This is a genomic window from Vibrio sp. Isolate24, from assembly GCF_022398215.1.
Lineage (GTDB): Bacteria > Pseudomonadota > Gammaproteobacteria > Enterobacterales > Vibrionaceae > Vibrio > Vibrio coralliilyticus_A.
In genome coordinates, this window is sequence record NZ_JAKEUU010000003.1 from 150268 (window position 1) to 176049 (window position 25782).

The 25782-nt window shown below is 38.5% G+C and carries 25 protein-coding genes; 11 read left to right on the forward strand and 14 right to left on the reverse strand.

The genetic code is table 11. The features are described from left to right. Nucleotides 1–41: 41 nt before the first annotated feature. The 10 genes from L1D23_RS13450 to tviB are packed head-to-tail and all read right to left on the reverse strand — an operon-like array spanning nt 42 to nt 10233. Nucleotides 42–1184, reverse strand: a complete 1143-nt coding sequence (locus L1D23_RS13450; protein ID WP_239867045.1) for a glycosyltransferase family 4 protein — start codon at nt 1182–1184, stop codon at nt 42–44. Next, nucleotides 1177–1602 (reverse strand): adenylyltransferase/cytidyltransferase family protein, encoded by a 426-nt coding sequence (locus L1D23_RS13455; RefSeq protein ID WP_239867048.1) that lies wholly within the window; start codon nt 1600–1602, stop codon nt 1177–1179. Before L1D23_RS13455 ends, L1D23_RS13450 begins: the two co-directional genes overlap by 8 nt. Then, entirely contained in the window at nt 1599–3125 is a 1527-nt protein-coding gene (locus tag L1D23_RS13460; protein ID WP_239867051.1) for an asparagine synthase-related protein, read from the reverse strand. The genes L1D23_RS13455 and L1D23_RS13460 overlap by 4 nt, the downstream gene beginning before the upstream one ends. A gap of 2 nt (nt 3126–3127) precedes the next feature. After that, nucleotides 3128–3859, reverse strand: a complete 732-nt coding sequence (locus L1D23_RS13465; protein ID WP_239867054.1) for a CDP-alcohol phosphatidyltransferase family protein — start codon at nt 3857–3859, stop codon at nt 3128–3130. After that, nucleotides 3846–4940, reverse strand: coding sequence for a glycosyltransferase family 4 protein (locus tag L1D23_RS13470; RefSeq protein WP_239867056.1), 1095 nt, complete (start codon nt 4938–4940; stop codon nt 3846–3848). Before L1D23_RS13470 ends, L1D23_RS13465 begins: the two co-directional genes overlap by 14 nt. Beyond that, a complete protein-coding gene (locus tag L1D23_RS13475; protein ID WP_239867059.1) occupies nt 4921–6066 on the reverse strand; it encodes a hypothetical protein in 1146 nt (381 codons plus the stop codon). The genes L1D23_RS13470 and L1D23_RS13475 overlap by 20 nt, the downstream gene beginning before the upstream one ends. Then, on the reverse strand, nt 6059–7162 hold the full coding sequence (locus tag L1D23_RS13480) for a hypothetical protein (protein WP_239867062.1): 1104 nt from the start codon (nt 7160–7162) through the stop codon (nt 6059–6061). Before L1D23_RS13480 ends, L1D23_RS13475 begins: the two co-directional genes overlap by 8 nt. A 10-nt stretch (nt 7163–7172) precedes the next feature. After that, nucleotides 7173–7886, reverse strand: coding sequence for a hypothetical protein (locus L1D23_RS13485; protein ID WP_239867065.1), 714 nt, complete (start codon nt 7884–7886; stop codon nt 7173–7175). Next, on the reverse strand, nt 7886–8905 hold the full coding sequence (locus tag L1D23_RS13490) for an NAD-dependent epimerase/dehydratase family protein (RefSeq protein WP_239867068.1): 1020 nt from the start codon (nt 8903–8905) through the stop codon (nt 7886–7888). Before L1D23_RS13490 ends, L1D23_RS13485 begins: the two co-directional genes overlap by 1 nt. 47 nt (nt 8906–8952) lie before the next feature. Then, a complete protein-coding gene (gene tviB, locus L1D23_RS13495; RefSeq protein ID WP_239867071.1) occupies nt 8953–10233 on the reverse strand; it encodes a Vi polysaccharide biosynthesis UDP-N-acetylglucosamine C-6 dehydrogenase TviB in 1281 nt (426 codons plus the stop codon). Between the two features lie 355 nt (nt 10234–10588). Between tviB and rfaD the strand changes: the two genes are divergently transcribed. From rfaD to rfbA, 9 genes are read left to right on the forward strand one after another with little or no spacing between them, the layout of a single operon-like run. After that, entirely contained in the window at nt 10589–11527 is a 939-nt protein-coding gene (rfaD, locus tag L1D23_RS13500; RefSeq protein WP_239867074.1) for an ADP-glyceromanno-heptose 6-epimerase, read from the forward strand. Between the two features lie 21 nt (nt 11528–11548). Beyond that, nucleotides 11549–12661, forward strand: coding sequence for a glycosyltransferase family 4 protein (locus L1D23_RS13505; protein WP_345779105.1), 1113 nt, complete (start codon nt 11549–11551; stop codon nt 12659–12661). 3 nt (nt 12662–12664) lie between these two features. Then, nucleotides 12665–13906, forward strand: a complete 1242-nt coding sequence (locus L1D23_RS13510; RefSeq protein WP_239867081.1) for an O-antigen ligase family protein — start codon at nt 12665–12667, stop codon at nt 13904–13906. Between the two features lie 29 nt (nt 13907–13935). Beyond that, nucleotides 13936–14964 (forward strand): lipopolysaccharide heptosyltransferase II, encoded by a 1029-nt coding sequence (gene waaF / locus L1D23_RS13515; RefSeq protein WP_239867085.1) that lies wholly within the window; start codon nt 13936–13938, stop codon nt 14962–14964. 6 nt (nt 14965–14970) lie between these two features. Then, nucleotides 14971–16014 (forward strand): glycosyltransferase family 9 protein, encoded by a 1044-nt coding sequence (locus tag L1D23_RS13520; RefSeq protein WP_239867088.1) that lies wholly within the window; start codon nt 14971–14973, stop codon nt 16012–16014. A gap of 1 nt (nt 16015) precedes the next feature. Further along, nucleotides 16016–16798, forward strand: coding sequence for a glycosyltransferase (locus L1D23_RS13525; RefSeq protein ID WP_239867091.1), 783 nt, complete (start codon nt 16016–16018; stop codon nt 16796–16798). Nucleotides 16799–16813: 15 nt separating this feature from the next. Next, nucleotides 16814–18082, forward strand: coding sequence for a lipid IV(A) 3-deoxy-D-manno-octulosonic acid transferase (gene waaA / locus L1D23_RS13530; protein WP_239867093.1), 1269 nt, complete (start codon nt 16814–16816; stop codon nt 18080–18082). A gap of 47 nt (nt 18083–18129) precedes the next feature. Next, entirely contained in the window at nt 18130–19188 is a 1059-nt protein-coding gene (rfbB, locus tag L1D23_RS13535; protein ID WP_239867096.1) for a dTDP-glucose 4,6-dehydratase, read from the forward strand. Nucleotides 19189–19196: 8 nt separating this feature from the next. Further along, entirely contained in the window at nt 19197–20075 is an 879-nt protein-coding gene (rfbA, locus tag L1D23_RS13540) for a glucose-1-phosphate thymidylyltransferase RfbA (protein WP_239867099.1), read from the forward strand. A gap of 40 nt (nt 20076–20115) precedes the next feature. On the opposite strand, the gene L1D23_RS13545 is transcribed toward rfbA, so the two are convergent. Genes L1D23_RS13545 through L1D23_RS13555 form a run of 3 tightly spaced genes read right to left on the reverse strand, consistent with a single transcriptional unit; the run spans nt 20116 to nt 22668 of the window. Then, nucleotides 20116–20856, reverse strand: coding sequence for a glycosyltransferase family 25 protein (locus L1D23_RS13545; RefSeq protein ID WP_275667306.1), 741 nt, complete (start codon nt 20854–20856; stop codon nt 20116–20118). A 46-nt stretch (nt 20857–20902) separates the two neighbouring features. Further along, complete coding sequence (locus tag L1D23_RS13550) at nt 20903–21964, reverse strand: glycosyltransferase family 9 protein (protein ID WP_239867105.1); 1062 nt, start codon at nt 21962–21964, stop codon at nt 20903–20905. Next, nucleotides 21961–22668 carry a 3-deoxy-D-manno-octulosonic acid kinase gene (locus tag L1D23_RS13555; RefSeq protein ID WP_239867107.1) on the reverse strand — a complete coding sequence of 236 codons (708 nt, stop codon included), beginning with the start codon at nt 22666–22668 and terminating at the stop codon, nt 21961–21963. Before L1D23_RS13555 ends, L1D23_RS13550 begins: the two co-directional genes overlap by 4 nt. A gap of 94 nt (nt 22669–22762) precedes the next feature. On the opposite strand from L1D23_RS13555, the gene L1D23_RS13560 reads away from it, so the two are divergent. Then, the gene (locus L1D23_RS13560) at nt 22763–23818 is read left to right on the forward strand and encodes a glycosyltransferase family 9 protein (protein WP_239867110.1); all 1056 of its coding nucleotides are present in this window, start codon (nt 22763–22765) and stop codon (nt 23816–23818) included. Between the two features lie 27 nt (nt 23819–23845). Next, entirely contained in the window at nt 23846–24631 is a 786-nt protein-coding gene (locus L1D23_RS13565; RefSeq protein WP_239867113.1) for a glycosyltransferase family 2 protein, read from the forward strand. Nucleotides 24632–24677: 46 nt separating this feature from the next. On the opposite strand, the gene L1D23_RS13570 is transcribed toward L1D23_RS13565, so the two are convergent. Next, nucleotides 24678–25712 carry a glycosyltransferase family 9 protein gene (locus tag L1D23_RS13570; protein WP_239867116.1) on the reverse strand — a complete coding sequence of 345 codons (1035 nt, stop codon included), beginning with the start codon at nt 25710–25712 and terminating at the stop codon, nt 24678–24680. Nucleotides 25713–25782 lie beyond the last annotated feature (70 nt).

The window sequence follows — 25782 nt, forward strand, 5'->3', positions numbered from 1 at the left end:
AAGGCCGAAACTTAGATATATACTCAATTAATTCATTGTTCTTATTCATCTTTCAATGCTTCATATACTTTATTTACAACGATAGAAGAATCATACAGTGACTCTGCTACCTCTCTACAATTTCTTCCCATCGAAGTTATTAACTCAGGCTCCAATACAAAGCGTTCCATTGCATTATACAACTGTATATCATCTTTGACTGCTACCTTGAACCCTGTTACGCTATCTTCAACGACTTCCTTACATCCAGGTGCGTCGGTAATTACAATCGGCATCGACATACTCATAGCTTCAAGCGCTGCCTTAGGCTTCCCTTCTCGATATGATGGCAGTACAAAAACGTTATGATTCTCATAAACCTCAACCATAGTATCTGAACCACCTAAGTATTGGATGGAGGTGCCTTCTAAGAGATTCTCAAGTTCAGATTCTGTGATAGCGTTAGGGTTATCGTCTAAGTGACCAACAATCGAAACAGTCACTTCGTTATATTTCGATGCTAGCAGCTTAGAAGCCGAAATAAACTCATATATTCCCTTATCCTTGAGCAATCTACCTACAAATAGAAATTGTATACAGGTAGTGTTAAAGTTTTTTCGTGTAAACTTTTTTGTATTGACGCCGGAGCCAGGAATCAACGCTACCTTCATAGGATCAATCAATTTAGACGAAACAAAAAAGTTAACATCGTCTTGGTTTTGGAAAAAAACATTTTGAGAGCGGTGAGTTACCAGTCTATAAGACAATTTTATTAGACAAGCAATAGTCTTTTGTTTCAAAGTCTGACCTGAAAAAGAGTAACCTAACCCTGTAATATTTGAATAGACTTTCGCCGAAGGGACCAGATATGATGCCAATCCACCATATACGTTTGCCTTCACTGTATAGTTTAATATGTGTGTAGGTTTGAGCTTCCGAAATAAAATAGCCAATTTAAGTAAGGACTTAGCTTCAGAGTATGGATTAACACCAGCTCTCGAGACCGACAAGTCAATCAGTTCAACACCTAGAGATTTTGTCAGCTCGATAACCTTACGTTCATTTATAAGATTACAACTGGCCGGGCACAAGAGAATTACCCGATGTCCTCTTTCTACTAAATACTTAATTAGATCTAATCTAAAATTCAAAAGGGTAAAAGGAGAGTTTGCAACCATGCAAACTCTCATGATTGAATCACTCACTACCGTGGTCTCTTATGCCTTTAAGGGTATCATTGATAATAGTACTCGAAGTACCCTGTGTGTATGGAAAATATACAACCTTACACCCTATCTTAGATAGCTCTTCTTCGTAAGACTTCCACTTTTCAGATTTATACCAGTCATCACCAACAAACAAAATGTTTGCATGGTACTTTTTGGCAGCATCAAATTTATTCATATCCATTTGTGGTACAGCAACATCGACATATTTGCACGATCTAACCACTTCGATTCGCTCATGATAAGGAATTACTGAACGTTTCCCCTTATACAATACTAATTCGTCTACTGTGACGCCCACAATTAGTTTGTCGCACATAGATTTAGCATTTCTCAAAATGTTCACATGTCCAACATGAAATAAGTCAAATACACCACTTGTGTAGCCAATAATCATTTTTTTAAGACCTCAATATTTTTTTGGAACCAGATGTCATATGAAGACGCGTCAGCAATGCCCGGGTAAACTTTTCTTAAATCTACTGGAAAGCCCACCTTTTTCTCAAAAGCAAAATCTTCACCTTCATACTTGGTGATAGCACGCCTTAAAGGTAACTTACCTAATTTATTATTAGTCATTAGTGAGTCAGGGGCGAACTTCATAGCCGCCAAAAAGGTATGCATATTTGCCAAAGGCTCTCTACCCTCTACACCTGCGGCCATCAAAGCGAAATCAAGCCTTCTGAATAATACTGGCATATGATATTTAATAAAAAACCAGCGAACTAACTCAAATGGGCTTTGATTGCCTGCACTTTGAAATAGCTCTTCAATTTTCTGATATACATAGCTACCTTTCGAAGGCTTAGAATAGCAGTAATACTCTACAAACGTCTCTAGATCAAAAACTTCTTCCTGAGCGGCCCATGAAAAAATTCTGTCATAGCCTCCGAAAAACTCATCGGCCCCCTCCCCAGAAAGTAAGACCTTAACCCCCTCGTCAGCTGCACGCTTAGCAATTTTGTACAGCAGAACTTCATTTGGTACTGAAAGTGGCTCACCTCTCAACTCAAGTAAATATTCGAAAGATTCACGATATTCTTCAGGGCTACAATACTCTAGAGTTAGGTTTTTTATATCTTGGTTTGCTAAGTACTCAATGTCCTCATCGCCTTCGAAACCGATCGTATATAGGTGGGTAAACTTACCTAGGTGCTTCGTAAGATTGCTATCTATGCCTCTGCTGAGTAACAGACCAACGGGAACATCACTGACACATCGAGTGCTTACCGAATGCTTAAGTACTTGTTCGAGTTGTTCGATTTCTAAAGGTTCATAATGACTGGAAATGAAACACTTAGGATCAAAGAAAGTACCCTGAATGAGACAGGAACCTGGAGTCACAGACTCTATTCCCTCAAAATAGGAATTTGAGAATACAGGGGCCCTCATGCATTTATACTCTTCTAAAGCATTCATATCCACATTAAGATTATGAATTTCCTTAATGACCGACGGCTCTGAGCTTATAGTTACAAACCCTTCTCTTTTTAAATAAAATAAAGGTTTAACTCCAAACTTATCTCGAGCACAATACTTCAGTTCACCACTCTTATTAATATAAGAAAATGCATAAAACCCATCTAGCTCGTCCAAATCTAACAGATCATTTTCTATCAGATCAAATAAGAGCTTTGTATCTCCTACATGACTTCCATCGAAGTATTTTTCCGATAATTCCTTGAAGTTAAGGATTTCTCCATTGAATAATAGCGCCCCCCCTTCAGAACCTAACATCGGCTGATTGGATTCGTTACTTTCTACATCAATAATCGACAATCTTGAGTGATAAAGTTTCCAAGGTCCCACTTCTATGATTCCAGATGAATAATCCGGACCACGAAATCTTAGCTTTTCCTCGATTATATTTCCCTGACTTGTTTTGAAAATAGGGTCATTTGTTAAAAACAGTCCACACATAACTAGCTTCTCTTGCTATAAAATCCATTCTTAGAAAATAAATAAAACTTAATAAAACTGATAGACGCCATTACTGCCGAGTAAAAAATCATGATAATGTGAAGAAAAACATTATTGACCTCTAAGAATAAGGCAGTTGTGATAATTAACAAAAATCCTTCATAACTTAATAATGCTTGTATTGACCTTTTTAATTGAAATTTTAGCCCGGACAATTGAGTCAACTTACCCTTACTTGTGTCGAGTTTAACATTCGAAAAAAGCATCGCTCGATAATAATTGTTTTTTGTAGCTAAGTTTAAACTCATAACTAAACTACCAAACATACCAATAATTAAGCTTAAAGGATCGTTAAATGTAAAGTAAACATTCAATGATATAGAAATAAAGCTGAGAGGATATAATACTGAATGGATCATATAGTCCCAGTATGAACCATTAATAGAGAAAGTCTGGTTAAATCTTGCCACATCACCATCAGAAAGATCAAAAATTATATGTAAGCGCCAGAATATATAAGCTAAAAATACATAAACTCCGCCTAGAAAATAGAAATAGCACGACAGTAGACCAGCGATAAAGAAAACCAATGTAACTTGATTAGCGCTTAATCCAAGGTTAATGAACACCCAACTAAACATCATGCTAAATTTAGAGGCAAAGAAATGTAGCTTGTCATTTGAACTCGCATTCTTTCTCTTCGATTTCTGCTTAACTTCTTCATATGGTATCATTTTTATAAACCTCCAAATACATATCTGAGACTACTCTCCAATCCGAGTACTTATCTAAAACCTTTTCCAATCCGTAGTCTTCGCTATCTGCCGTCAATTTAACTATTGCTTCTGCGATTTCAGACGCATCTGGATTTACTATGTAAGGGTAGTCTCCCAAAAAGTCAGGGATAGCTCCTACGTTGGTAGTCACTAACTTTAGTTGGCATGCTAATGCTTCAAGAACGACTTTAGGAAAACCTTCTGATACCGAGCTAAGAACAAACATCTCGCTAGTAGAATAAAGATCCAACAAACTTGACTTGTTCATATGCCCTATTAGAGTCACTTTGTCATCTAACCCAGATTCTGTTATCTGAGCCTGAAGCACAGGACGTAAAGGGCCTTCTCCGGCAATGACTAAGTCGTATTCTGGGTGAACCTTCACAATTTGAGAAAACGCGTCAATAAGCAAATCAAATCCCTTTTCAAGCTTTAATGACCCAACCGCTACGATCCTCTTTTGACGTTGCTTGTTCTTATCATGAAAGTATTCGCTTCGATCAATAGCATTAAATGTTTGAAATACAGAGTCCTTACCATGAATTTCTTTTAATGATGGAATCATTGAAGGTGAGATAGCAAATGCTCCTGCTAACTTATTTAAAAAGTAACAATAGAGCTTGGATTTACTAACAGCATTTAAGTCTGAACCATGGTAGGTAATGTATGTATTCTTTCCCAACATTTTATAATAGAGCGCAATGAGTATAAACATAGGGGAGTGTATATGAACTACGTCTATATCAATTCGTCTATAAAAACAAATGGTTCTGGTACTAAAAGAAATAATTCCTAAAATTCTCTTAATATTGAATATGATTTTTTTTAATATTCCAGCAGAAGGGTCTCTCTTTTCGCTAAAGAAGTATTGCTCATTTAAAAAAACACCCTGGGGTATAGTTTCATTTTCGTCATTATTTTTCGTTGTAACATAATAAGTCCTCACATCAGAGGACATACTTTGAGTTATCTTATAAGGATGTAGACCCATCCCTGGTCTTTCTTTAGTCGGATAACTGCTAATTCTTAATATGTTCATTTATCGTAAGCCTTTTTGCCACATGTGATTCATAGACTATCTCAGCGGCCATATAGATGATAGCCAACAATGCTAACCGCTGATCAATGAAGAACACCAATGAAAACACTGAGCCTTTTAATAATATATTCACAACTAATGTTGAGAATATATCTCGGATTTTTCCCTCTCTAAGCCTAACACCTCTAATAAACAATTTAACTACGGCACTGATATTTAACGACAACATGACTGAGGCGTAGTAAATATTAAATTCATATAAGCCGACATAGTTGAAAATTATGTATGCACTAATGGAAATAATTATAGGAAAAATAATTAAGCATGGTACAACAACAATGTTTTTAAGGTAACGTGTCGTTATTTCATTGTTCCGGTGTAAAAAAAGATAATTCGTAAAGTTTCCAACCACATTAATACCTCTAGAAATTAATGTAATCGGAACAAGTTGACCAAGAATCTTCTCTGGTAGAAAGAAGGCCATCGTCAGTCTTAAAGATTGACTATCCAGTCTTTTGAGCAGTGCGTAGAAATATATATTAATATAAGACTCGTCAAATTTATGCTCTTTACTGTAATTTAATATATTTGAATATACCCAAATTGTCATGGAAAATATCGTCAAATAGCCCAATATTGTTATTGGATATAAGTAACTTTCAAAACCCATAATTAGAGAAAACATGACTAATATCGGAATATAAATATCAATAATTAAAGACTTAGCTACAAATCTCTTGTGGAACTTACGTTCATTCTTATTGATTCTCTCTGGTAAAGAGTATGTATCGACGTAGTGTTGAGACATCAGAGGTAACAATAGGCACGTTATAACTAAAACTGTTTCTCTAGCATCTAGAAGATATAGAATGGCAAAAAATGATATTAGGTAGGAAATAAATATTGCTTTCCTTCTAAAAATCAACTCATCCCTACCTACTCTTTCTTTTAAAACGGCTATTTTAACCCATTCAAATGCGGAGAGTTCTATTAAAATAGAAAATAAAGGAGCCCATTTCAAATAGTTGCCTGCTGATTCCAGATCAACAAAGTAAAAGTATAACACAGGAGACATTACCGTTAACTGTGTTGTTATTTTTAAAATAGTTAACAGGTATTTATTCACGTCTCATGCTCAGCGTAGAAATAAGATATATCACTAGACTTGGAAATATGACCATCGAAATTAGCAATGGCCATAACTCAGCTCTATTGTATTTAATAGCAAAAATTAGTAGTGGTATTAACGTTGACTGCCCTAAAATACCTGTAGTGAGATGTATAATTAGTATGACAATTAAAGGCACTAAAACTATACCAGCCATTCCAAAATTAATATATCCTTCTAGCCAGCTAGAGAACCCCGTACCAGTGTTACCATCAGTATAATAATCGGTAGCTAATCGAGAGTTTGTAGTACGCTCCGGTTCAACAAGCCTTGGGATTTGATATGGTGACATCAAACTAAATGGTTTGTAATTTGGCACATTCCCCCCGTCAATGTATGAAACTTCTAAAGAGAGTTTGTGGATTGTATCAACTCCTAGTTTATACAGAATCCCATTAGTAGAATTATTGAAGCTTTGTCCGCGAGAGTAGTTAACTAAATCTTTATATAGCAAAACCGTAGACATAAGCACGACACTAGAAATTGACAATACAATCAGGCTTTTTCCTGTAACTCTAACCCTAAGTATCAAGGGAATAACTGCAAAAAGGAAAAACTCCCTCTCAAATATAACTATTGCTATGTATGAAATAAATAAAAACCTAAGCAAGCTAGGAATTACTCTTTTATCTATCAACAGTTTATATGAACAAATCGATATAGAACTAATTATAATAATTTCACTAACTAGTGTAGAACCGGATTTAATAACGTCTCGAGATTGAGAGAAGTGATCTTTAGTTATTAAAATTACAGAAACAGCAAATATCAATTCAAATATAAATGGTATTTTGGGGTTGTAATTTAAGTTTCTAACAAGAGCACCACTGAAGTGATAGTAAATAAGTAGTACACTACTCACAATGAAAAATGCAATCGAAATTACAGAAGAAACAATCAATGTGTCTTCTGTAATATTATTTAACGTATAATAACTGCTTACAATATTAATATCTAAAAACTTAATAATATAAGGCAATACATTAAAATAAAAAGAAGCAAAAACTAATATCAATACGAATAGAAGACTTCTATTTTCATTTTGAATACTCAAGCTTACACCACTATTTTTTATAGCTTCTATACAAGTAATTAAAAATAATTGTAACAGTAGACAAACACCCCCCAAGTAAAGCACCTAGTAGAATGTAGAGCTTCCTATTCTTCTCATTCGTCTTGATTGGATTTTCATACTTTTTGCTTACAGCCATCAACTCGATATTAGGCTCTTTGGCGACATGGACCACGTACATGATTACTGCAATTTTTTCCGCAATAGCTTCTAAAACTTTATCACTAGTTTGACTATTAAAGGTCTCTATCATCATTCTGTGTTCAGTCTCTCTTCGCTCAATCAAGTCTTGCTTCGCGAGAGTGCTGATTTGCTTTTTATAGTTATTGAAATCTCTCTCTACCTTACTTTCATCTTCCCCTCTAACAATCAGTGTGATCAGTTTTTTTCTAGGATCAAAGCTAAAATTAAACTGACTATCAACATCACTATTTTTTAAAGCAAAATCGGAAAAAGACCTGTTGTTTATATAGTCAAACGACGCGCTAGATGCTGTTTTTTGATCGTAGCCGAAGAAAATTGAGTCTGTGTAGAATGAAAACTCCCCTTTTTGCTCATACTGTACCGGCTTCATAAGAGACAAAGCCAGTAAACTTAAAACACCAAAAACTATAGATACAGCTATGATTAGCTTTTTATTCCATAACTCTAGCATCAACTCATTAAGGCTAAGCTCGCTGGTTAAATTTTTAGCCTGCATTCTCATTAGTTATTTCCATCATTTTGTTTTTTGTACCATCCCATAGCAATACTTAACCCATCTTTTATTTTATAAAGTGGTTCATAGCCTAATTGCTCTTTTGCTTTACTTATATCAGCTTGAGAATGCCTTACATCTCCAGGTCTAAAGTCTCTATATATAGGTTTTTTACCACTTTGACCTAGCTCTGCTTGAATGGTATAGAATAAATCATTGAGTGTTGTTCTATCCCCAACTGCAACATTGTAGACTTCATCTTTAACATCTTTTCCTGCAGTTGCGGATAAAATATTCATTTGTACAACATTTTCGATATAGCAAAAATCTCGACTCGTTTCTCCATCGCCATTGATGTACACGTCCGAACCGGAAAGTAATGCCGCTGTCCATTTAGGAATTACAGCTGCATATGCTCCATTAGGATCTTGTCGTCTACCAAACACATTAAAATATCGTAAGCCTATACATTGAAAGCCATATGTTCTTGAAAACACCGAAGCATATAATTCATTGACATATTTTGTCACTGCATATGGCGAAAGTGGATTCCCAATATTTTGTTCGACTTTAGGCAATACCGGGTGATCACCATAAGTCGAACTGCTCGCGGCGTATGTAAAACTTTTTGTTTTATTCTCCTTAGATGCATTAAGGATATTGAGAAAGCCTGTAATGTTTGCATCATTTGTAGCGATTGGATCAGCTATAGAGCGAGGAACCGACCCCAGTGCTGCTTGATGCAAAACGTAGTCAATTCCACGAGTAGCTTCTATGCACGTTCCATAGTCAGTTATATCCCCTTCTATAAAACGAAACCTCTCCCATTGAGTCGTAGAGACACTGTTTTTGACTTCTAACAGGTTAGACTTATGCCCTGTAGCAAAATTATCTAGTCCAACAACTGTTTGTTCTAGCTTCAATAGCGACTCTAGTAAGTTTGAGCCAATAAATCCGGCAGCACCCGTAATAAGCCAAACTTTGGGTTCAGCTTGCAGCTCTTTCTTTACTTTTTCGTACTTAAACATTTTGATTGTTGCTCCATATAGCTTAGCAAAGAGATTAACCCGTAAAATTATAAACGCATGTCGACATCAGATTTATCCAATACATACTTTAGATCGTATAACACATGCTCTTTTTTACCGTATTCTCGAATCCTCTTCGCTCCTAAGCTACGAAACTCATCGTGAGCAACAGCCAGGACTATCGCGTCATAGTTACCAGCTTGTGGTTCTTCACATAACTCAAGTCCATATTCTAAGTTAGCTTCTTCACTGGAACACCAAGGATCGACAATATCCACATTAATGTTGTATTCTTTTAACTCTCTCACAATGTCTACAACCTTAGTATTCCTAAGATCTGGGCAATTTTCTTTGAAAGTTAGCCCCATAATCAAAACATTCGCCCCTTCTACATGAATACGTTTTTTTAACATGAGCTTAACTAATTGAGATACGCTATACTCAGCCATACCATCATTTAATCGACGACCGGCCAAGATCATTTCTGGATGATAGCCTACAGATTGAGCTTTGTGAGTCAAATAATACGGATCTACACCGATACAATGCCCCCCAACCAACCCAGGTCGGAAAGGAAGGAAGTTCCACTTAGTACCTGCAGCTTGTAATACTTCTAATGTGTCAATATTTAACTTATTAAATATGATTGACAGCTCATTGATTAGGGCAATATTTACGTCACGCTGAGTGTTCTCTATCACTTTTGCAGCTTCTGCTACCTTAATTGACGAGGCTTTATAAGTGCCAGCGGTTATAATCGATTTATAAAGTTCATCAACGTAGCTTGCAACTTCCGGAGTCGAACCACTCGTAACTTTAAGAATGTTAGTTACCCTGTGTTCTTTGTCTCCTGGATTAATACGTTCTGGAGAATAACCAGCATAAAAATCTACGTTAAATCTTAGCCCTGAAGCTCGCTCAACGACTGGGATGCAATCTTCTTCGGTAGCCCCAGGGTAGACTGTAGATTCATAGATAATAATATCGCCTTTTTTAACAACTTGACCCAACGCTTCAGAAGCCTTAATAAGTGGAGCCAGGTCTGGTTGCTTATGAACGTCAATAGGCGTAGGAACTGTCACGATATAGATATTACAATCAGTTAGTTCTTTAAGATTCGCCGTATAAGTAAGTAGAGTTGCAGATTGGAGTTCATCGTGACTACACTCTAGGGTGCTATCAGAACCAGCCTTTAGCTCTTCGACTCTTGAACTATTTATATCAAAGCCTATCGTTTTTACTTTTTTACCAAACTCTACCGCCAAGGGTAGTCCTACATACCCTAGACCAATAATGCCTATTTTTGCACCAGCCACTTCAAAACGCATACTCACATTCCTAGTTAATATATTAAACCTGCCCACCCCATACATAGATAAACCTTTGGATAGATTATTTTTTCAACAATGGGGCTTATAAAATCATCTTTTTATCCAATGACTCCTCTTGAACGAAAGAGCCTACTTAACGATCGCTCCTATTTAGAAGCGGTCTAAGATAAAGTTGAGTGCTTGGATACTCAAAATATCGGAATGATACAGCAAACATTTGCTAGAATCGATATTGCATTTTGAACTGGACGGTTGATTGTTTAAGAGTACGGGAATCATTGAACGTAAATGGCTCAACTTGCCTGATCGTGGTATGCTTTGTTCAACTTTTTGGGAGCATTAGGAGTTTTTTATGATTATCGTCACAGGTGGTGCTGGAATGATTGGCAGCAATATAATCAAAAGCCTGAATGAAAAAGGCATTAACGACATTTTGGTAGTCGACAACCTTAAGAATGGTAAGAAATTTCAGAACTTGGTTGATCTAGATATCACTGACTACCTGGACCGTGACGACTTTCTAACTCAAGTCATGGCTGGAGATGACTTCGGCCCTATCGAAGCACTTTTTCATGAGGGAGCTTGCTCTGCTACCACTGAGTGGGATGGCAAGTACATGATGCTCAATAACTATGAGTATTCAAAAGAGCTTTTGCATTACTGTCTAGAACGAAAAATTCCTTTCCTTTATGCCTCTTCCGCGGCCACTTATGGCGAAACAGATACTTTCATTGAAGAAAAAGAGTATGAAGGTGCACTGAACGTATATGGCTACTCTAAGCAGCAATTTGATAACTACGTGCGCCGTATTTGGCAAGATGCTGAAGAACATGGAGAAAAGCTGTCTCAAATAACGGGATTCCGTTACTTCAATGTATATGGACCTCGCGAGCAACACAAAGGCTCGATGGCATCGGTTGCATTTCACCTCAACAACCAGATAAATAATGGTGAAAATCCCAAATTGTTCGCTGGGAGTGAAACTTTCAAACGCGACTTTGTCTACGTGGGTGATGTGTCAGCCGTAAACTTATGGTTTATGGAAAACAGTAAATCAGGTATTTTCAACCTTGGGACTGGAAAAGCAGAATCATTTGAAGAAGTCGCGAAAGCAGTAATCACCTTTCATAGAAAAGGTAAAATCGAAACTATCCCATTCCCTGAACACTTAAAAGGGACTTATCAGGAATTCACTCAAGCAGATTTAACAAAACTTCGCGCCGCTGGATGTCAACATGAATTTAAAACGGTAGCACAAGGTGTAGCTGAATATATGTCTCTAATTAACTAAATTGCACCGATAGGGCTTTATGTGAACAAATCAGTAATTTTGCATATATGCCTCTCCAAAGGATGGGGAGGGCTAGAAATGTATCCAATTAGGATCGGGAAAGAGTTTCAAGAAAGAGGCTATAAGGTTTATGGTTTATGCATATCTAATTCGCAAGTTGCAAAAGGAATGAGAGGTGCGGGTATTGAAGTTTTTGAGATCAAGAGCAAATTTTCTCTCATTTTTAGCGAACTATTCAAGCTGAACTCGTGGTTAAAAGCACGTTCAGTAAACACAGTGCACTGCCACAAGTCCGGTGATGTACTCGTATCAGCATTATTAAATTTAGTAACTACTAGATGCTCTTTTTTTACCGAACATATGGGTATCACCAATTCCAAAAAAGATCTATACCATAATTGTATATATAGACATTTAAACCGAGTCTTCGCGATTAGCAAAGAGACATATCAACGAAATTTAATCGCGCTTCCCGTTAAAAAGGAAAAGCTGACATGTTTATGGCTCGGAACAGATATTCCAAAAGCTAGAAATAACACAATAGAGAACATAGCTGAAATAAAGACAAAACTTGGCTTAAAACCTAACTCAATAACAGTAGGAAATGTAGGTAGAATATGTTCTGGGAAAGGCCAAAAAGAGCTTTTAGAGGGATTCGCTCTCATTTCTGAGAACTATCCAGAAGTACAACTATTAATTGTTGGCGGTTTAAAGAGTTCGCAAGGAGCTGACACAAACTATTTGAAGGCTCTACAAGACATGATCGTAGAGTTAGGACTCGAAGGCCGAGTTATATTTTCCGGATTCAAAAAAGATACCTATGAAGCATTGTCTATTATGGATATTGTTTGTCTACCAAACCACAATGAAGCGTTCGGCTTAACTGCTATTGAGGCAATGGCTGCTCGCAAGGCTATCATAGCTTCAAAGACAGGATCACTACCGGAGGTTTTAGAAAATACAGCGCTATTTTGCAATCCATTTGATCCAAGTGAAATTGCATCATGTATTGAGTCTTACATAAATGATCTCGATTTAAAAAACGATAATGCAGATATAGCTTACTTACGTGCTAAAAAAGAGTTTTCTATGGAAGCTCATATTTCAAAGTTAGAAAAACTTTATTACAAATAAGATATGAAACCAAAAAACTATTACAACAACCTAGAAAAATTTTTCTTTGCTTCAACCTTTTTAGTGTTAGCTTTATTACTTAGCACTAACAATGGCTCAGTAGTTATCGCTGGAGTCTCTGTACTTATTTCGATATTAGCTTTGTTTAAATTTAAAGATAAAATAAAATGGGATAATACAGATAAACTAGTATTATTGTGTCTTAGTGCTTACACTTTCTCTAATATTCCATTATTTTTATTAGATTGGGGGAATTTTAGATATTTTAGAGGCGCTTCAAGAGTACTTTTATGCATACCTATTTATATGATTTTAAAACATATTATAGATAGTGAGAAAATATACAGACAATCTTTATCTTTGGGGGTTTTTTCTGGAAGCTTAGGAGCTTTTTCCATAGCAATATATCAGCACTTCATTGAAGGTAGAGTTCGTGTTGATGGCTTTTTGTTTAGTATTAACTTCGGTTATTTAGCTTGCGCATTGGCTGTACTTTCTTTAGCATTGTTACACAATAAATCCCTCCGAATATTGCTAACTGTTTCTTTCGTTTTATCGACTATTGCTACCTTACTGACTTTAACAAGAGGTGCTATTTTTGCACTTTTTCTAGTAGTCATTTTAATGGCAATTATAAATATAAAAAAAATAGGCCTAAAAGGTTCTCTAGCTTCTTGCTGTTTTGTACTAGCTTTTGCAGTGCTCTCTTACACTGTATCCCCTAGTATAAAACAACGTGTTAATTATACAGTTTACGAAATAACGAACATCGCTAACGGACACATAGAACAAGCAACATCCTCTGGAGGAAGACTGTTACTTTGGCGTGCCGCTTTTGAAGCTTTCAAAGAACGCCCTTTGCTTGGCCTAACTCATCCAGAGAGAGAAGCTTTAAATAAGAAGCTTGCTGATGAAGGAGTGATCAATGAATGGGCAGCTGGGATCAAGCGGGGCCATGCACATAGTCAATACTTCGATCAGTTAGCCTCAGGTGGAATACTCGGCGTATTTTCTATATTATTCACTATAGTGGTCCCATTCGGTTACTTCTTTAAGTATAGAGAAAAGTCAGATGCTGCTTATGTAGGATGTTTATTTGTTTTTAGCTTTGCGTTATTCTGCCTAACAGAAGTCGCGTTGCAACAAAACCTTATTAGTACCTTCTATGGCTATATGCTGGCCTTGTTTTTTGCTGTCACACAGTTAGAGATCAGGGATAAAATCACAAATGTTGAAAGTACCTGACTAACTTCTTAAAAAATGTATTATTGCTCATGAAAATCCTTATCATCGGCCCATCATGGGTAGGCGACATGGTAATGTCGCAGAGTTTATATTCATCACTTAATCAGCTTCATCCTTGTGCGAATATCGACGTACTGGCACCTGCTTGGTGTAAAGAAATACTTGAGAGAATGCCAGAAATTGATAGCATCATCGAAATGCCCATTGGCCATGGCGCTTTTGATCTTGCAGGACGGTGGAAGCTAGGACGACAGCTAGCAAAAGAAAAATACACCCATGCTTACATTCTTCCTAACTCAGCAAAATCTGCGTTGATTCCACTTTTTGCCGGGGTTTCGCATAGGATAGGCTGGAAAGGTGAGATGCGCTATGGCCTACTTAACGATTTAAGGCCCGATCGACGCGTTTTCCAATATATGGTTGAACGTTATGTTGCTCTCTCGCATGAAAAATCATCCATGATTGATGAAGTGAGCATTGATAAATGCCCTAAACCTTCCCTACAAGTATGTGTAGATAGCCAGCAAACAGCACGTCGAAAGCTTCAACTAACCAATAACAAGCCCGCAATTGGATTGTGCCCTGGTGCGGAATTTGGCCCAGCAAAACGTTGGCCAGATTACTACTACGCCGAACTAGCTAAATATCTTATCAATAAAGGACAACAAGTTTGGCTATTCGGCTCAGCAAAAGATAAAGAAGTAACTGATAAAATCAAGTCTGCTCTGACTCAAGAGCAACAACAATATTGCTTTAACTTGGCTGGTGAAACATCACTAATTGAAGCGGTCGACCTACTCGCAGCTTGCCATACTGTTGTCTCTAACGACTCTGGTCTAATGCACGTATCAGCAGCTGTTGGTTGTAATATCGTAGCAATATATGGTTCTAGCTCACCAAAATACACTCCACCTCTGACTGATAATTTAGAGATGGTGCATACTGATATAGACTGCCGCCCTTGCTTTAAACGTGAGTGTCCATTAGGACATCAAGACTGTTTGAATAAACTAATGCCACCTCAAGTTATTTCTGCTGTAGATAAATTCATTGAGTAAAAATTTATGAAACACCTCTGGTTTGAACGTGGTGCATATGCATCCAAAAAAGCTCGCCACTATATTGAGACGGAATTCACGCCTGAAAAAATCAAAAAGATCGCAGTAATTCGCCATGCTGCACTTGGCGATCAAGTGATAGTTCGACCTTTTTTAGTCGAAGCCCGTAAGTTTTTCCCTAATGCTGAAATTACTTTAGTGCCTGTCTCCAATTATATGTATGGCGTACCAAGCGACCTCGTTGATCACGTTCATGTGATGCCTGGAAAAGAGCACGGTAAAAAAATATCCATTAAAGAGAAAGTCGCTAACATAAAGCAATTAGGTAAACAGGATATCATCTTTGACTTGGCCAGCACCAATAGGTCTCATTGGATGACAGCGCTTAGTAAAGCAAAAATAAAGATGGGGTTCCCTTATAAATGGTACCTTAGAGGCTTGCTTTTCAATATAACGGTCTGTCGTTCGGATTTTCAACCCGAAGTAGAATGTATGATGGATATGCTGAAACTACTAGGGCACAATCCTAAGCGACCACTGGATTTCGCCTATCCAAGTCATCTAAACCTGTACAGTGAAAGTTTCACAACAAAGCCTAAGATCCTTTACTTTAATGGAGCGTCAACTAAAACAAAAATACTGTCACAACAACAAGTAGAAAACTTAATAAAAAAATCTATTAATTCTTTTCCGGAATATCAACATATTTACCTCGAAGGAAAAAATAATTTTGAAAAAGGGGATTTTTTGAAACCGCTGACATCAAACCCAAACTTTTCTATTAAAGAATGCCTACCATTAGAAGAACTTGTAGATTATATCGCTAAAGCAAGGCTATTAGTTTCACCTGATACAGGAATTCGTAACATTGCAATTTCTACACACACGCCAACAGTAGGTGTATTCTACTCTACGGTACCTTTTAGATATACGCCTCTAGCAGGAGAACATATTATTGTCATGAATCCAGACGGTTCAATTCCTGATAATATACATATTTTGGATACCATTAAACTAGCACTAAACAAAAAAAAACAATGGAATAATTAAGATGAATAATATCCCTATAATAATAGCGAATCGTATAATTAGATTCATTGGCAACATATTTAAGGTGCTTTCTTATCCGTTTCATTTTTTATTTCCTAGTATTCGATTCTCTATTCCTGATCATTCACCTGCTAAAGTAAGAAACAAAAGTAAAAACAAAATAACAAAAATCATCTGGCAAACTAATTTTTCTAATAAATCGTCTTTACCTGTTTATCTTAACTACTTATTTAATCGCCTTATGTCACTAGACTACGAATATAGATATGTTAGTACAGAAGAAAGGCAGGCATATTTAAAGAACCATGCGCCTAAAGAAATTTATGAAGCGTACTTAAAATTAACAGATGGTGCAGCACAAGCAGATCTATGGAGGGTAGTAACTCTTTATTTAGAAGGAGGTGTTTATATGGACATTGATGCTACTTTGGTGTGGCCTTTAAAAAGAATCTTACAGGAAGAAGATCATTCTTTATATATTAAAATAAAGAATGACACTGAGATCACAAATTATTTTTTGGCGACATACCCAAATAACCCTGATTATAAAGATGTAATAGATAAAATTTTACATAATATTAATCATTATGACCCCAGAAAAGGAGTATATGGTACCACGGGGCCTCAGGCGTTTAATGATACCCTTAAGGATAGGAAAATTAACTCTCGCAGACGTCGATATGTATGTATTCAAGGCACTTTTACTAATGAATATTTCCAGTACTTAGATAAACCAAGGGGTAAATGGACTCACCAAGACCCAAACGACCTTATCAAGAAATAATCAGGATTTACCAAAGTGCTTTTTCGTTGGCTATATACATTAATACTTACTTTCTTTGCCCCCTTCTTGTTGTTTAGTTTATACAGGACACAACAAGGAAAACCCAGTGTCGGCTCACGCTGGAAGGAGCATTTTGGTTTTACACCAAAGTTAGACTCAAGTAAGAAACCTATTTGGATTCATGCTGTTTCAGTTGGAGAAACTCTCGCCGTCGCACCTCTGATCAAGCAACTCAAACATGAACACCCCGATACCGAGATTGTCCTTACAACCACAACTCCTACGGGGGCATCTCAAGCAGCTAAGCTCAGTAAGTTAGTAAGCCATCGGTATATGCCATTAGATTTCCCATTTGCAATCAAAGGCTTTATCAAAGCGATAAAACCTAGTAAGCTGATAATCATGGAAACAGAGTTATGGCCCAACACCCTTTACACTGTTAACCAAAACGGTATTTCAATCAGTGTTATTAACGCACGCCTCTCTGAACGTTCTTATCTACGTTATTCAAAAGTTCAACCCATTTTTAATCTACTAAGTAAAAATATTGATCAAGTCTTATGCCAGTATCAAAATGATGCAGATCGATTTGTAAAATTAGGGGTAGATTCTGATAAAATAAAGGTAACAGGTTCAATTAAGTTCGATATAAGTATTGAACCTTCTCATATAGCTCAAGGTGACCAACTTAGAAAGCAACTCGGTAACGAGCGTCCTATTTGGATCGCGGCTAGCACTCATTTCAATGAAGATGAACAGATTATAGAAGCACATCGAGAGATACTACAAAGTGTCCCGAACGCTCTTCTAATTCTGGTCCCAAGACACCCGGAAAGATTTAATTATGTATATGAACTATGTAGAGAAGAAGGCTTTGTTACTCAGCGTAGAACCAATATCAATGAGGAAAAACTGCATACCACTGAGATCTACTTAGCCGATACGATGGGTGAGATGTTAACATTGATCCAAGCAGCTGATATATGTTTTATAGGTGGCAGTTTAATTGGTGACAAGGCTGGTGGACATAATGTTTTGGAGCCGGCAGCGCTAGCCAAACCTGTTCTTTCTGGCCCTAGCTATTATAATTTCACTGATATAGTGCAAAAGCTGCTGACCCACAATGCCATCATTATTACTCACTCTTCGATAGAAATTAGCAAAGTGATCTTGGAACTATTGAGCGATCAAAGAAGACTATCCCACCAAGGTGAACTAAGCCTACGGTGCATCAATGAGAATAGAGGTGCGTTAGTTAATACAATGCGGCTAATAACTAAGTAACCATTTAACGAGTTACTTTGTCCTTCGACACAATTTACAGGCAAAATATGAAAATTCTAGTTACCGGTGGTGCGGGCTTTATAGGCTCTGCGGTTATTCGTCATATCATTAACAACACACAAGATCACGTAGTAAACATCGATAAGCTCACTTATGCAGGTAATCTCGACTCTTTACAGTCTGTTGAGTATAGCGATAGGTACGAGTTTGAGCAGGTAGACATATGCTATGCTGTTGAGCTTGAGCGCGTGTTTCAAGAGCATAAACCTGACGCTGTTATGCATTTAGCTGCGGAGTCACATGTTGATAGATCAATTGATGGCCCATCGGATTTTATTCAAACAAATATTGTAGGGACTTACACTTTACTCGAGACAGCTCGTATATATTGGTCCAAATTAGAACCCCACAGAAAAAACTCATTTAAGTTCCATCACATTTCTACAGACGAAGTATTTGGTGACCTCGAGGGAAAAAGTGACCTTTTTTCTGAAACCACTCCTTATGCGCCTAGTAGCCCTTATTCTGCCTCCAAAGCTTCAAGTGATCATTTAGTCAGGGCATGGTTTCGTACTTACGGTATACCTACGGTTATTACCAATTGCTCGAACAATTATGGGCCGTATCATTTCCCGGAGAAGCTAATACCTTTAATAATTCTCAATGCTCTAGAGGGAAAAGCTCTACCTGTATACGGTAACGGAATGCAAATTAGAGATTGGTTATACGTGGACGATCATGCTAGAGCACTGTATGAAGTGTTGACCAAGGGTGAAGTAGGTGAAACATACAATATTGGAGGTCATAATGAAAAAGCCAACATTGATGTCGTTAAAGAGATTTGTACTTTACTAGAAAAGCTTGCCCCCAATAAGCCTCATGGTGTAAATCAGTATTCTGACCTTATAAAGTATGTAACAGATCGCCCTGGTCATGATATCCGTTACGCTATCGATGCAAGTAAAATAGAGCGAGACTTAGGTTGGGTCCCTAAAGAAAATTTTGAGTCTGGCCTCCGCAAGACTATTGAGTGGTACCTTAATAACCAGAACTGGTGGAAGCGGGTCTTAGATGGCTCATACAATAGAAAAAAACTAGGAGCGTAAGAAATAAAATGAAAGGCATAATACTCGCAGGGGGCACTGGGACTAGACTTTATCCTTTGACTTGTGGGACGTCCAAGCAGCTGCTTCCAATCTATGATAAACCTATGATCTACTATCCCCTATCGACATTAATGTTAGCTGGGATAAGAGATATACTAGTTATTACAACCCCAGAAGATAACGCTTCGTTTAAAAGGCTGTTGGGTAATGGTTCTGGCTTTGGCATTTCAATCCAATATGCTATTCAAGAAAGTCCTGATGGCTTAGCTCAAGCGTTTATAATAGGAGAAGAGTTTATAGATAACAATTCAGTCTGCTTGGTGCTGGGAGATAACATTTTTTACGGTCATGCTTTTAGTAATACACTAAAATCTGCAGCAACTAAAAAAACTGGAGCAACGATTTTCGGTCATCAAGTACGAGACCCCGAACGTTTTGGTGTCGTTGAGTTTGATAACCAAATGAAAGCAATATCTATTGAGGAGAAGCCCACTCAACCTAAGTCTGATTATGCAGTAACTGGCCTCTACTTCTTTGACCATAAAGTAGTTGATTTTGCTAAAGAAGTTACCCCATCAGAGCGAGGGGAACTAGAAATCACTAGCATCAACCAAATGTACTTAGAGTCCGGACAGCTAAATGTTGAGCTTTTAGGTCGAGGATTTGCTTGGCTTGATACAGGGACCCATCAGAGCCTTCATGAGGCTTCTTCTTTTGTTCAAACCATAGAACATATTCAAGGTTTAAAAGTAGCATGCTTAGAAGAAATTGCATGGAGGAATGGATGGCTTACATCAGAACAAATAAAAAGCCTAGCTCAACCGATGACCAAAAATGACTATGGTCAATACTTACTTGGTTTAATCAGCAGCGAAAAGAAGGATTAATGTAGCACTCCATTAATCCAACAATGACGCCTGAGTTAAGTTACTTGTTAGGTAAACGACTTCTAAACTGAAACTTGTTCCAAATAGTCATTCTGATGAAACGATAGAAACGATAAGCCTCTCTGAAGGCCTTAAACAGCAAAGGGACTTTTGATTTACTGCCAAACTGGATTGTTGTTTCATAATCAGCTTTGGTGCTCGCGAATGGTAGTAAACCTAAGCAAGGCAATTTAGTTCTGTATGCCTCGCCGACAAAGTTATCCACAGCACATAACCATGATGAACTAGCATCGAGTAACTTTTGGGCTCCATTAGGGGATAAGCTGTAGCATCGTGTAGAGCCACTACAATTGTCACGCCAATGTACCAACTGCATTTCATCGTTAATAACTTTCGGCTTTTCTTCTGTATCACTCACACCAAGCCTAAAGTAATCATATCCTAAAAGATGTAATTGTTCTGCTTTAGTACAAACTTCATTAAATTCAGGCTCTAGAACTACGTCGTCTTCCATAATCAAAATGGGTTCATTTAACTCCACGCATTTCTTCCAGAGTAAGTAGTTACTGGCATATATACCCTTCTCTCCAGGAGCTAAAGGCCTACTCCGTAACAAAACCCTATGTCTGTCATTGATTAGATTTTCCAATTCAGCAGGCAAGCTTTTACCGTCAATCGCATCAAAAAATTCGTAATTGACTACGTTAGTGTTACTTAGCTGCACTGCCATCTCACGCCGTCTATCAATTGAACGTGGCAAGTTAATTATAAAAACTTTCATACTTCATTAGTCTATTAAAATGACGTATCTAAAATACCTGACAACCTCAAGTTCTCTCAATACACAGCTTAGTCTTCTGGGCTAGCTCATTGTACTCAAAATTGTTCACCTCTCCATGTGCAACAATGACTTCTGCTACATCAGAGTTTGGGTGCCAATTTGAAAAGTTTACAGTGTCATCACTATAAATAGCAACTTGAGGTTTGTGAAGCCCTGAGGCAATATGGACAATGGAAGTATCCACAGAAATAATCAGCTTCGCTGCTTGAACCGCTGCAATGGCATCATAGATTGATTCACTATCGGTGAAATGAAAAACCCTATCATTAGTTAACTTCATTGACTGAAAGTGCCCTTTGGTGTCCGGAGCAGTCAAGACAACGACTTTAAGAAATTTATCTAAATTCAATACTACATCCACAATAGCCGCTATCGATTCAGCTCTGAGTTTACGTTCATTACCACTTCCAAACGGGTTCAAGAGAATAAAGTCTTTGATTCCATTCGTAGTCAAAAAGCTTTCCATTTTAGCGACCGAGTCGCTAAGTACTGGTATCTGATATTTTTCACGTGGTCCCGATATACCCAAAAGCTTAGTTATATAATCAAACTTCTCAGCATAATGAAGCTGCTGAATGTCCTTAGAGATATTAAAATTGACTATTTTGAGAAGCCTATCAACACCGATAACTATCTTAGAATCTAGCTTGTTTAGTAAGTAGATATCTTTCATCTTCATATCAAGGTTGAGTGATACTACAACATCAACACTTCCTACTTCATTGCTGACAAATCTTATCTCGCTATATGATGGTCGTTTACTGAGATGGACAACTCGGTCAACAGAGAAATGTTTCTTAAAAAGAGTCTCCAACGAAGGTGTGGTCAATATAATAATATTAATATCAGGCCTATATCTACGAATTTTACTAATTACCCCAGAAGAGACAATCGCATCTCCGAGTTTAGCATCATTACGAATAAACAAGATAGTTTTGGTATACTCTGGGGCAAAATCTGACTCTTTCTTATGGTCAAACAACAATACGCCAAAATACCTTCGGGCTATATCTCTAAATCGCTGCAGCTTACTAATTATAAGTCTCATTGAATACCTTCATAAGCAGATAAAATTGATGAAAAATAATCACCCTTCCACCCTATATTGCGCTTACCGACTTCCTTCTCAAACGACCTTTTCAATCTATCCAAGTTGCTCTGCTTCCAGCCATTTCCTGATTGCTGATAGCATTTATCAAAATCGATTATCCACACTTTGTTCTGTTCATCTATCAGGATATTGTGAATATTAAGGTCGGTGTGATTGACTTGCGCATCATGCATCTTGCGAATTTCGCAGCCAATCTTCTGATACATTTCTGCGGGAAGTGGCTTTTCTATCAGAATAGAAACCAAATCTCGTGCATTGGGGATTTTCTCACTCAGAAGATCCGCTTGGTAAGTGAAGCCAGCTTTCACCGCTCGGGCAGCAATTGGCCTAGGCACGTTGACACCAGCTTCAATCAAAGTATTTAGCAGCTGAAATTCCTGATAGCTGCGAGTTTTTTCCCAGCTTGAAAAGAGATAACTATCTTCCACTAGTTTTCCAAACAAGCCACCGCGGCGATAATGCCTGAGTGCCGCTTCAATAGTTTCCGTTTGTACAAACCAAGTGGTACCACGTCCTTGGGCGCTACCGATGACTTTACCGGCATTTTGCCAAAATTCGGCGTCAAACACCTGCTTAGGGTCTTCCTTCAGCAAGGTTTCGTCATACCAGATGGTTTGATTATCCAATTGCACGGTTTTCATGCGGAGGCTATCTCTGATTAAATTTCAGTAGCCATTTTACATTTATTGAGCGCCTCTGCATAATCTTCACCATTGCTAGCTAAAAGAATTATTTATGAGCCTTTTTTCTTCTGCCCCTGACTCTTTGTGCATTCTGCGCTTATCTGCGATTGGCGATGTGTGTAACACCGTTGCGGCAGTGCAAGCCATTCAGCGTCAGTGGCCGCAAACCAACATTGTCTGGATCACAGGTAAGCTTGAAGCCAAGCTCATTGAAGACATGCCCGGCATTCGTGTGATTGTTTTTGACAAGAAGGAAGGCTGGCAAGGCTATAAAAAACTCTGGTCGACACTAAAAGGACACAAGTTTGATGCACTGCTGCACATGCAGTACGCATTTAGAGCCAGCATTGCCACTCTGGGGATTAAGGCTAAATACAAGCTCGGTTTTGATTCTATCCGCAGTCAGGACTTCCAAACTCTGTTTACCAATATCAAAGTGCCTTCACCAGATTCCATGCACGTTTTAGATGGACTGCTCGCCTTTGGCCATACACTTGGTGTTCAAGATATGAGCCCTGTCTGGACGCTTGAATACTCAGATGAAGATCAACATTGGACACAACAGCAATTATCTACCGACAAACGCAACTTGGTTGTCGTACCTGCGGCAAGTAAAACCTACAAAAACTGGACAGCAGAAGGCTACGTCGAACTTATCCAGCATGCCGTCAATCAAGGCTGGCAGGTAACCTTAGCCGGTAGCCCAGCGCAAGTAGAATTAAACCTAGCGACGAAGATTGAAAACAAGCTGACATGCACAATCAACAATCAAGTCGGTCAAAGTTCGCTGAAGCAAATGCTGGCACTGTTAGACCAAGCTGATTTGGTGATCGCCCCTGACACTGGCCCTGCTCATATGGCCAATGCAGTCAATACACCGGTTATTGGTTTGTATGCCCACCATAACCCTGAACGCACTGGGCCTTATCAATATCGCCAATATGTAGTGTCTGCTTATAAAGAAGCAATTCAGGCTGAAACAGGAAAATCTGCAGAGCAACTCAACTGGCGCGCCCGTGTCAAAGACAAAAACGCCATGCAGCGCATTCAACCACAGCAAGTCATCGCCATGTTTGATAAAGTAACCACAGAACTCCATTTAAAATAAACTCCGAGAGACTTCAGAGGTACCACAGTGAGTAAACCAACCATTGCCGTCGCACTTATCGTTAAGAACGAAGCGCAGCACCTGAAAGCTTGTTTAGAAACCGTTCACGACTGGGTAGACGAGATTGTGGTTCTGGACTCTGGAAGTACAGACAATACCGAGCAGATTGCACGCCGTTTTACGGACAAGTTTTACGTCAACCCTGACTGGCCTGGCTTTGGCCCTCAACGCCGCCTAGCTCAGTCCTATGTCGAGTCGGATTACGTCCTGTGGCTAGATGCCGATGAGCGTGTCACTCCTGAGCTCAAGCAAAGCATTTTAAATTCAGTGAGTGCAAACAAGCCAGATACCATTTATCAAACGGCGCGTCTAAGCTGGGTGTTTGGACGCTATATTCGTCATTGCGGCTGGTACCCAGATCGTGTGTTGCGTTTATACCCAACCAAGTTAACGCAATACAATGATGCCTTGGTGCATGAAAAAGTCGAAGTGACGAAAACCATGAAAGTCGAAAACTTGGATGGCGATTTGATTCACTTTACCTATAACGACATGAATCACTACTTAGTGAAGTCGGCGGGCTATGCCAAAGCCTGGGCTGAACAGCGCGAGAAAAAAGGTAAGAAAAGCAGCATCTCGCAAGGCATTTTGCACGCATTGGGCTGCTTCTTGAAAATGTATGTTGTTAAAGCCGGTTTTCTTGATGGCAAGCAAGGCTTCTTGCTCTCCCTGCTTTCGGCACACTCTACTTTTGTGAAATATGCGGATCTGTGGATTCGCAGTGAAACCGACAAGATGCCAGACAAATTCTAAGTATTTCAATACAAACAAAGGGCGATATTTCTATCGCCCTTTTTTATTAATTCAGCTTACGACTTATCCATGGTTGTAACTCTCTCGAGACCAAATCCATATCAATTCTAGCCATATTTTCCTGACTGGCTTTATCTTCAGCCACTGGTGGGCAAAAAGCGATATGGTTGCCTGCCGAGTTAATTGGTTTCCAGCGCAGCGGTGTCGCTGAACGCTTACTTGGGAAAAAGCCAACAGTCGGCACATCTATCGCCGCCGCGATATGCAAGGGCCCAGTAGAACCCGCAACAAACAAGTCGGCACAAGCGATAGAACAAGAGAAATCGACTAAGCCATCGTTCTTGTCATACACCACCGAGGCTCTGCCTTTTCCTTTCAGTAGGTTATGTAACTCAGCGGCTTTCTTTTCTTCTCCCGGCCCAGCCGTCAGTATAATTTCAAACGGCTCCGGCATATCGCAGATTAACTGGGTGTATTGTTGTAGAGATAAGTTATTGGCTGAACCACCGCTACCGGCATGAACGAACACCCATTGCTTCTCTACGTTCAAATTCAGTTGTTGTGAGAGCTTGCGCTTTTGCTGCTGCAGATCGTCAGCTGAGAAAGATAGATAAGGTGCGCCAGGCTCAACCACCGCTTGACCAATATCCGTTAAAAACGCACGCACTAAGTCCAGGTTGTATTCGTATTCTGGTTTTGCTGATTGTGAACGCTTTTGTTTGATACGCTTGTTATAAAAGAGCTGTGCCAGCTTTGTCGCCGGAGCAAGGCGGTAAGGGATTCTCGCTTTCCAGACCAATTTCGCGCTATATGTCGTAGAGAAAAGGTTAATGGATGCATCAAAGCGCTCCGCTTTTATCTGCTCAATCAAAGTCGATTGCGCCTGCTTAGAGCCTTTCTTCGTTGGATCAACCAACACTTTATCAATCCAAGGACAAAGCTCTGCCAGGGCCACAGTGTAATTAGGTACTAGCGCTGTAATCTGACAATCCGGCATCGAAGCTTTCAGCATCGCGAAACTGGGCCAAGCTAGCATGAAGTCGCCTATCTTGTCGTTACGAACCACCAGTATCTTTTTCATTACTTTTCCCAACTCTCAATCTTTGCTTCCAATGATAACGGCTAAGTTGGGTAAATGTGAGCCTTTTTGT

What these genes read in the sequence shown, in the direction of transcription:
- L1D23_RS13455 (WP_239867048.1), bottom strand. Translation starts at nt 1,602, where the DNA reads ATGATTATTGGCTACACAAGTGGTGTATTTGACTTATTTCATGTTGGA.
- L1D23_RS13460 (WP_239867051.1), bottom strand. Translation starts at nt 3,125, where the DNA reads ATGTGTGGACTGTTTTTAACAAATGACCCTATTTTCAAAACAAGTCAG.
- L1D23_RS13465 (WP_239867054.1), bottom strand. Translation starts at nt 3,859, where the DNA reads ATGATACCATATGAAGAAGTTAAGCAGAAATCGAAGAGAAAGAATGCG.
- L1D23_RS13470 (WP_239867056.1), bottom strand. Translation starts at nt 4,940, where the DNA reads ATGAACATATTAAGAATTAGCAGTTATCCGACTAAAGAAAGACCAGGG.
- L1D23_RS13485 (WP_239867065.1), bottom strand. Translation starts at nt 7,886, where the DNA reads ATGAGAATGCAGGCTAAAAATTTAACCAGCGAGCTTAGCCTTAATGAG.
- L1D23_RS13490 (WP_239867068.1), bottom strand. Translation starts at nt 8,905, where the DNA reads ATGTTTAAGTACGAAAAAGTAAAGAAAGAGCTGCAAGCTGAACCCAAA.
- tviB (WP_239867071.1), bottom strand. Translation starts at nt 10,233, where the DNA reads ATGCGTTTTGAAGTGGCTGGTGCAAAAATAGGCATTATTGGTCTAGGG.
- rfaD (WP_239867074.1), top strand. Translation starts at nt 10,589, where the DNA reads ATGATTATCGTCACAGGTGGTGCTGGAATGATTGGCAGCAATATAATC.
- L1D23_RS13510 (WP_239867081.1), top strand. Translation starts at nt 12,665, where the DNA reads ATGAAACCAAAAAACTATTACAACAACCTAGAAAAATTTTTCTTTGCT.
- waaF (WP_239867085.1), top strand. Translation starts at nt 13,936, where the DNA reads ATGAAAATCCTTATCATCGGCCCATCATGGGTAGGCGACATGGTAATG.
- L1D23_RS13520 (WP_239867088.1), top strand. Translation starts at nt 14,971, where the DNA reads ATGAAACACCTCTGGTTTGAACGTGGTGCATATGCATCCAAAAAAGCT.
- L1D23_RS13525 (WP_239867091.1), top strand. Translation starts at nt 16,016, where the DNA reads ATGAATAATATCCCTATAATAATAGCGAATCGTATAATTAGATTCATT.
- rfbB (WP_239867096.1), top strand. Translation starts at nt 18,130, where the DNA reads ATGAAAATTCTAGTTACCGGTGGTGCGGGCTTTATAGGCTCTGCGGTT.
- rfbA (WP_239867099.1), top strand. Translation starts at nt 19,197, where the DNA reads ATGAAAGGCATAATACTCGCAGGGGGCACTGGGACTAGACTTTATCCT.
- L1D23_RS13545 (WP_275667306.1), bottom strand. Translation starts at nt 20,856, where the DNA reads ATGAAAGTTTTTATAATTAACTTGCCACGTTCAATTGATAGACGGCGT.
- L1D23_RS13550 (WP_239867105.1), bottom strand. Translation starts at nt 21,964, where the DNA reads ATGAGACTTATAATTAGTAAGCTGCAGCGATTTAGAGATATAGCCCGA.
- L1D23_RS13555 (WP_239867107.1), bottom strand. Translation starts at nt 22,668, where the DNA reads ATGAAAACCGTGCAATTGGATAATCAAACCATCTGGTATGACGAAACC.
- L1D23_RS13560 (WP_239867110.1), top strand. Translation starts at nt 22,763, where the DNA reads ATGAGCCTTTTTTCTTCTGCCCCTGACTCTTTGTGCATTCTGCGCTTA.
- L1D23_RS13570 (WP_239867116.1), bottom strand. Translation starts at nt 25,712, where the DNA reads ATGAAAAAGATACTGGTGGTTCGTAACGACAAGATAGGCGACTTCATG.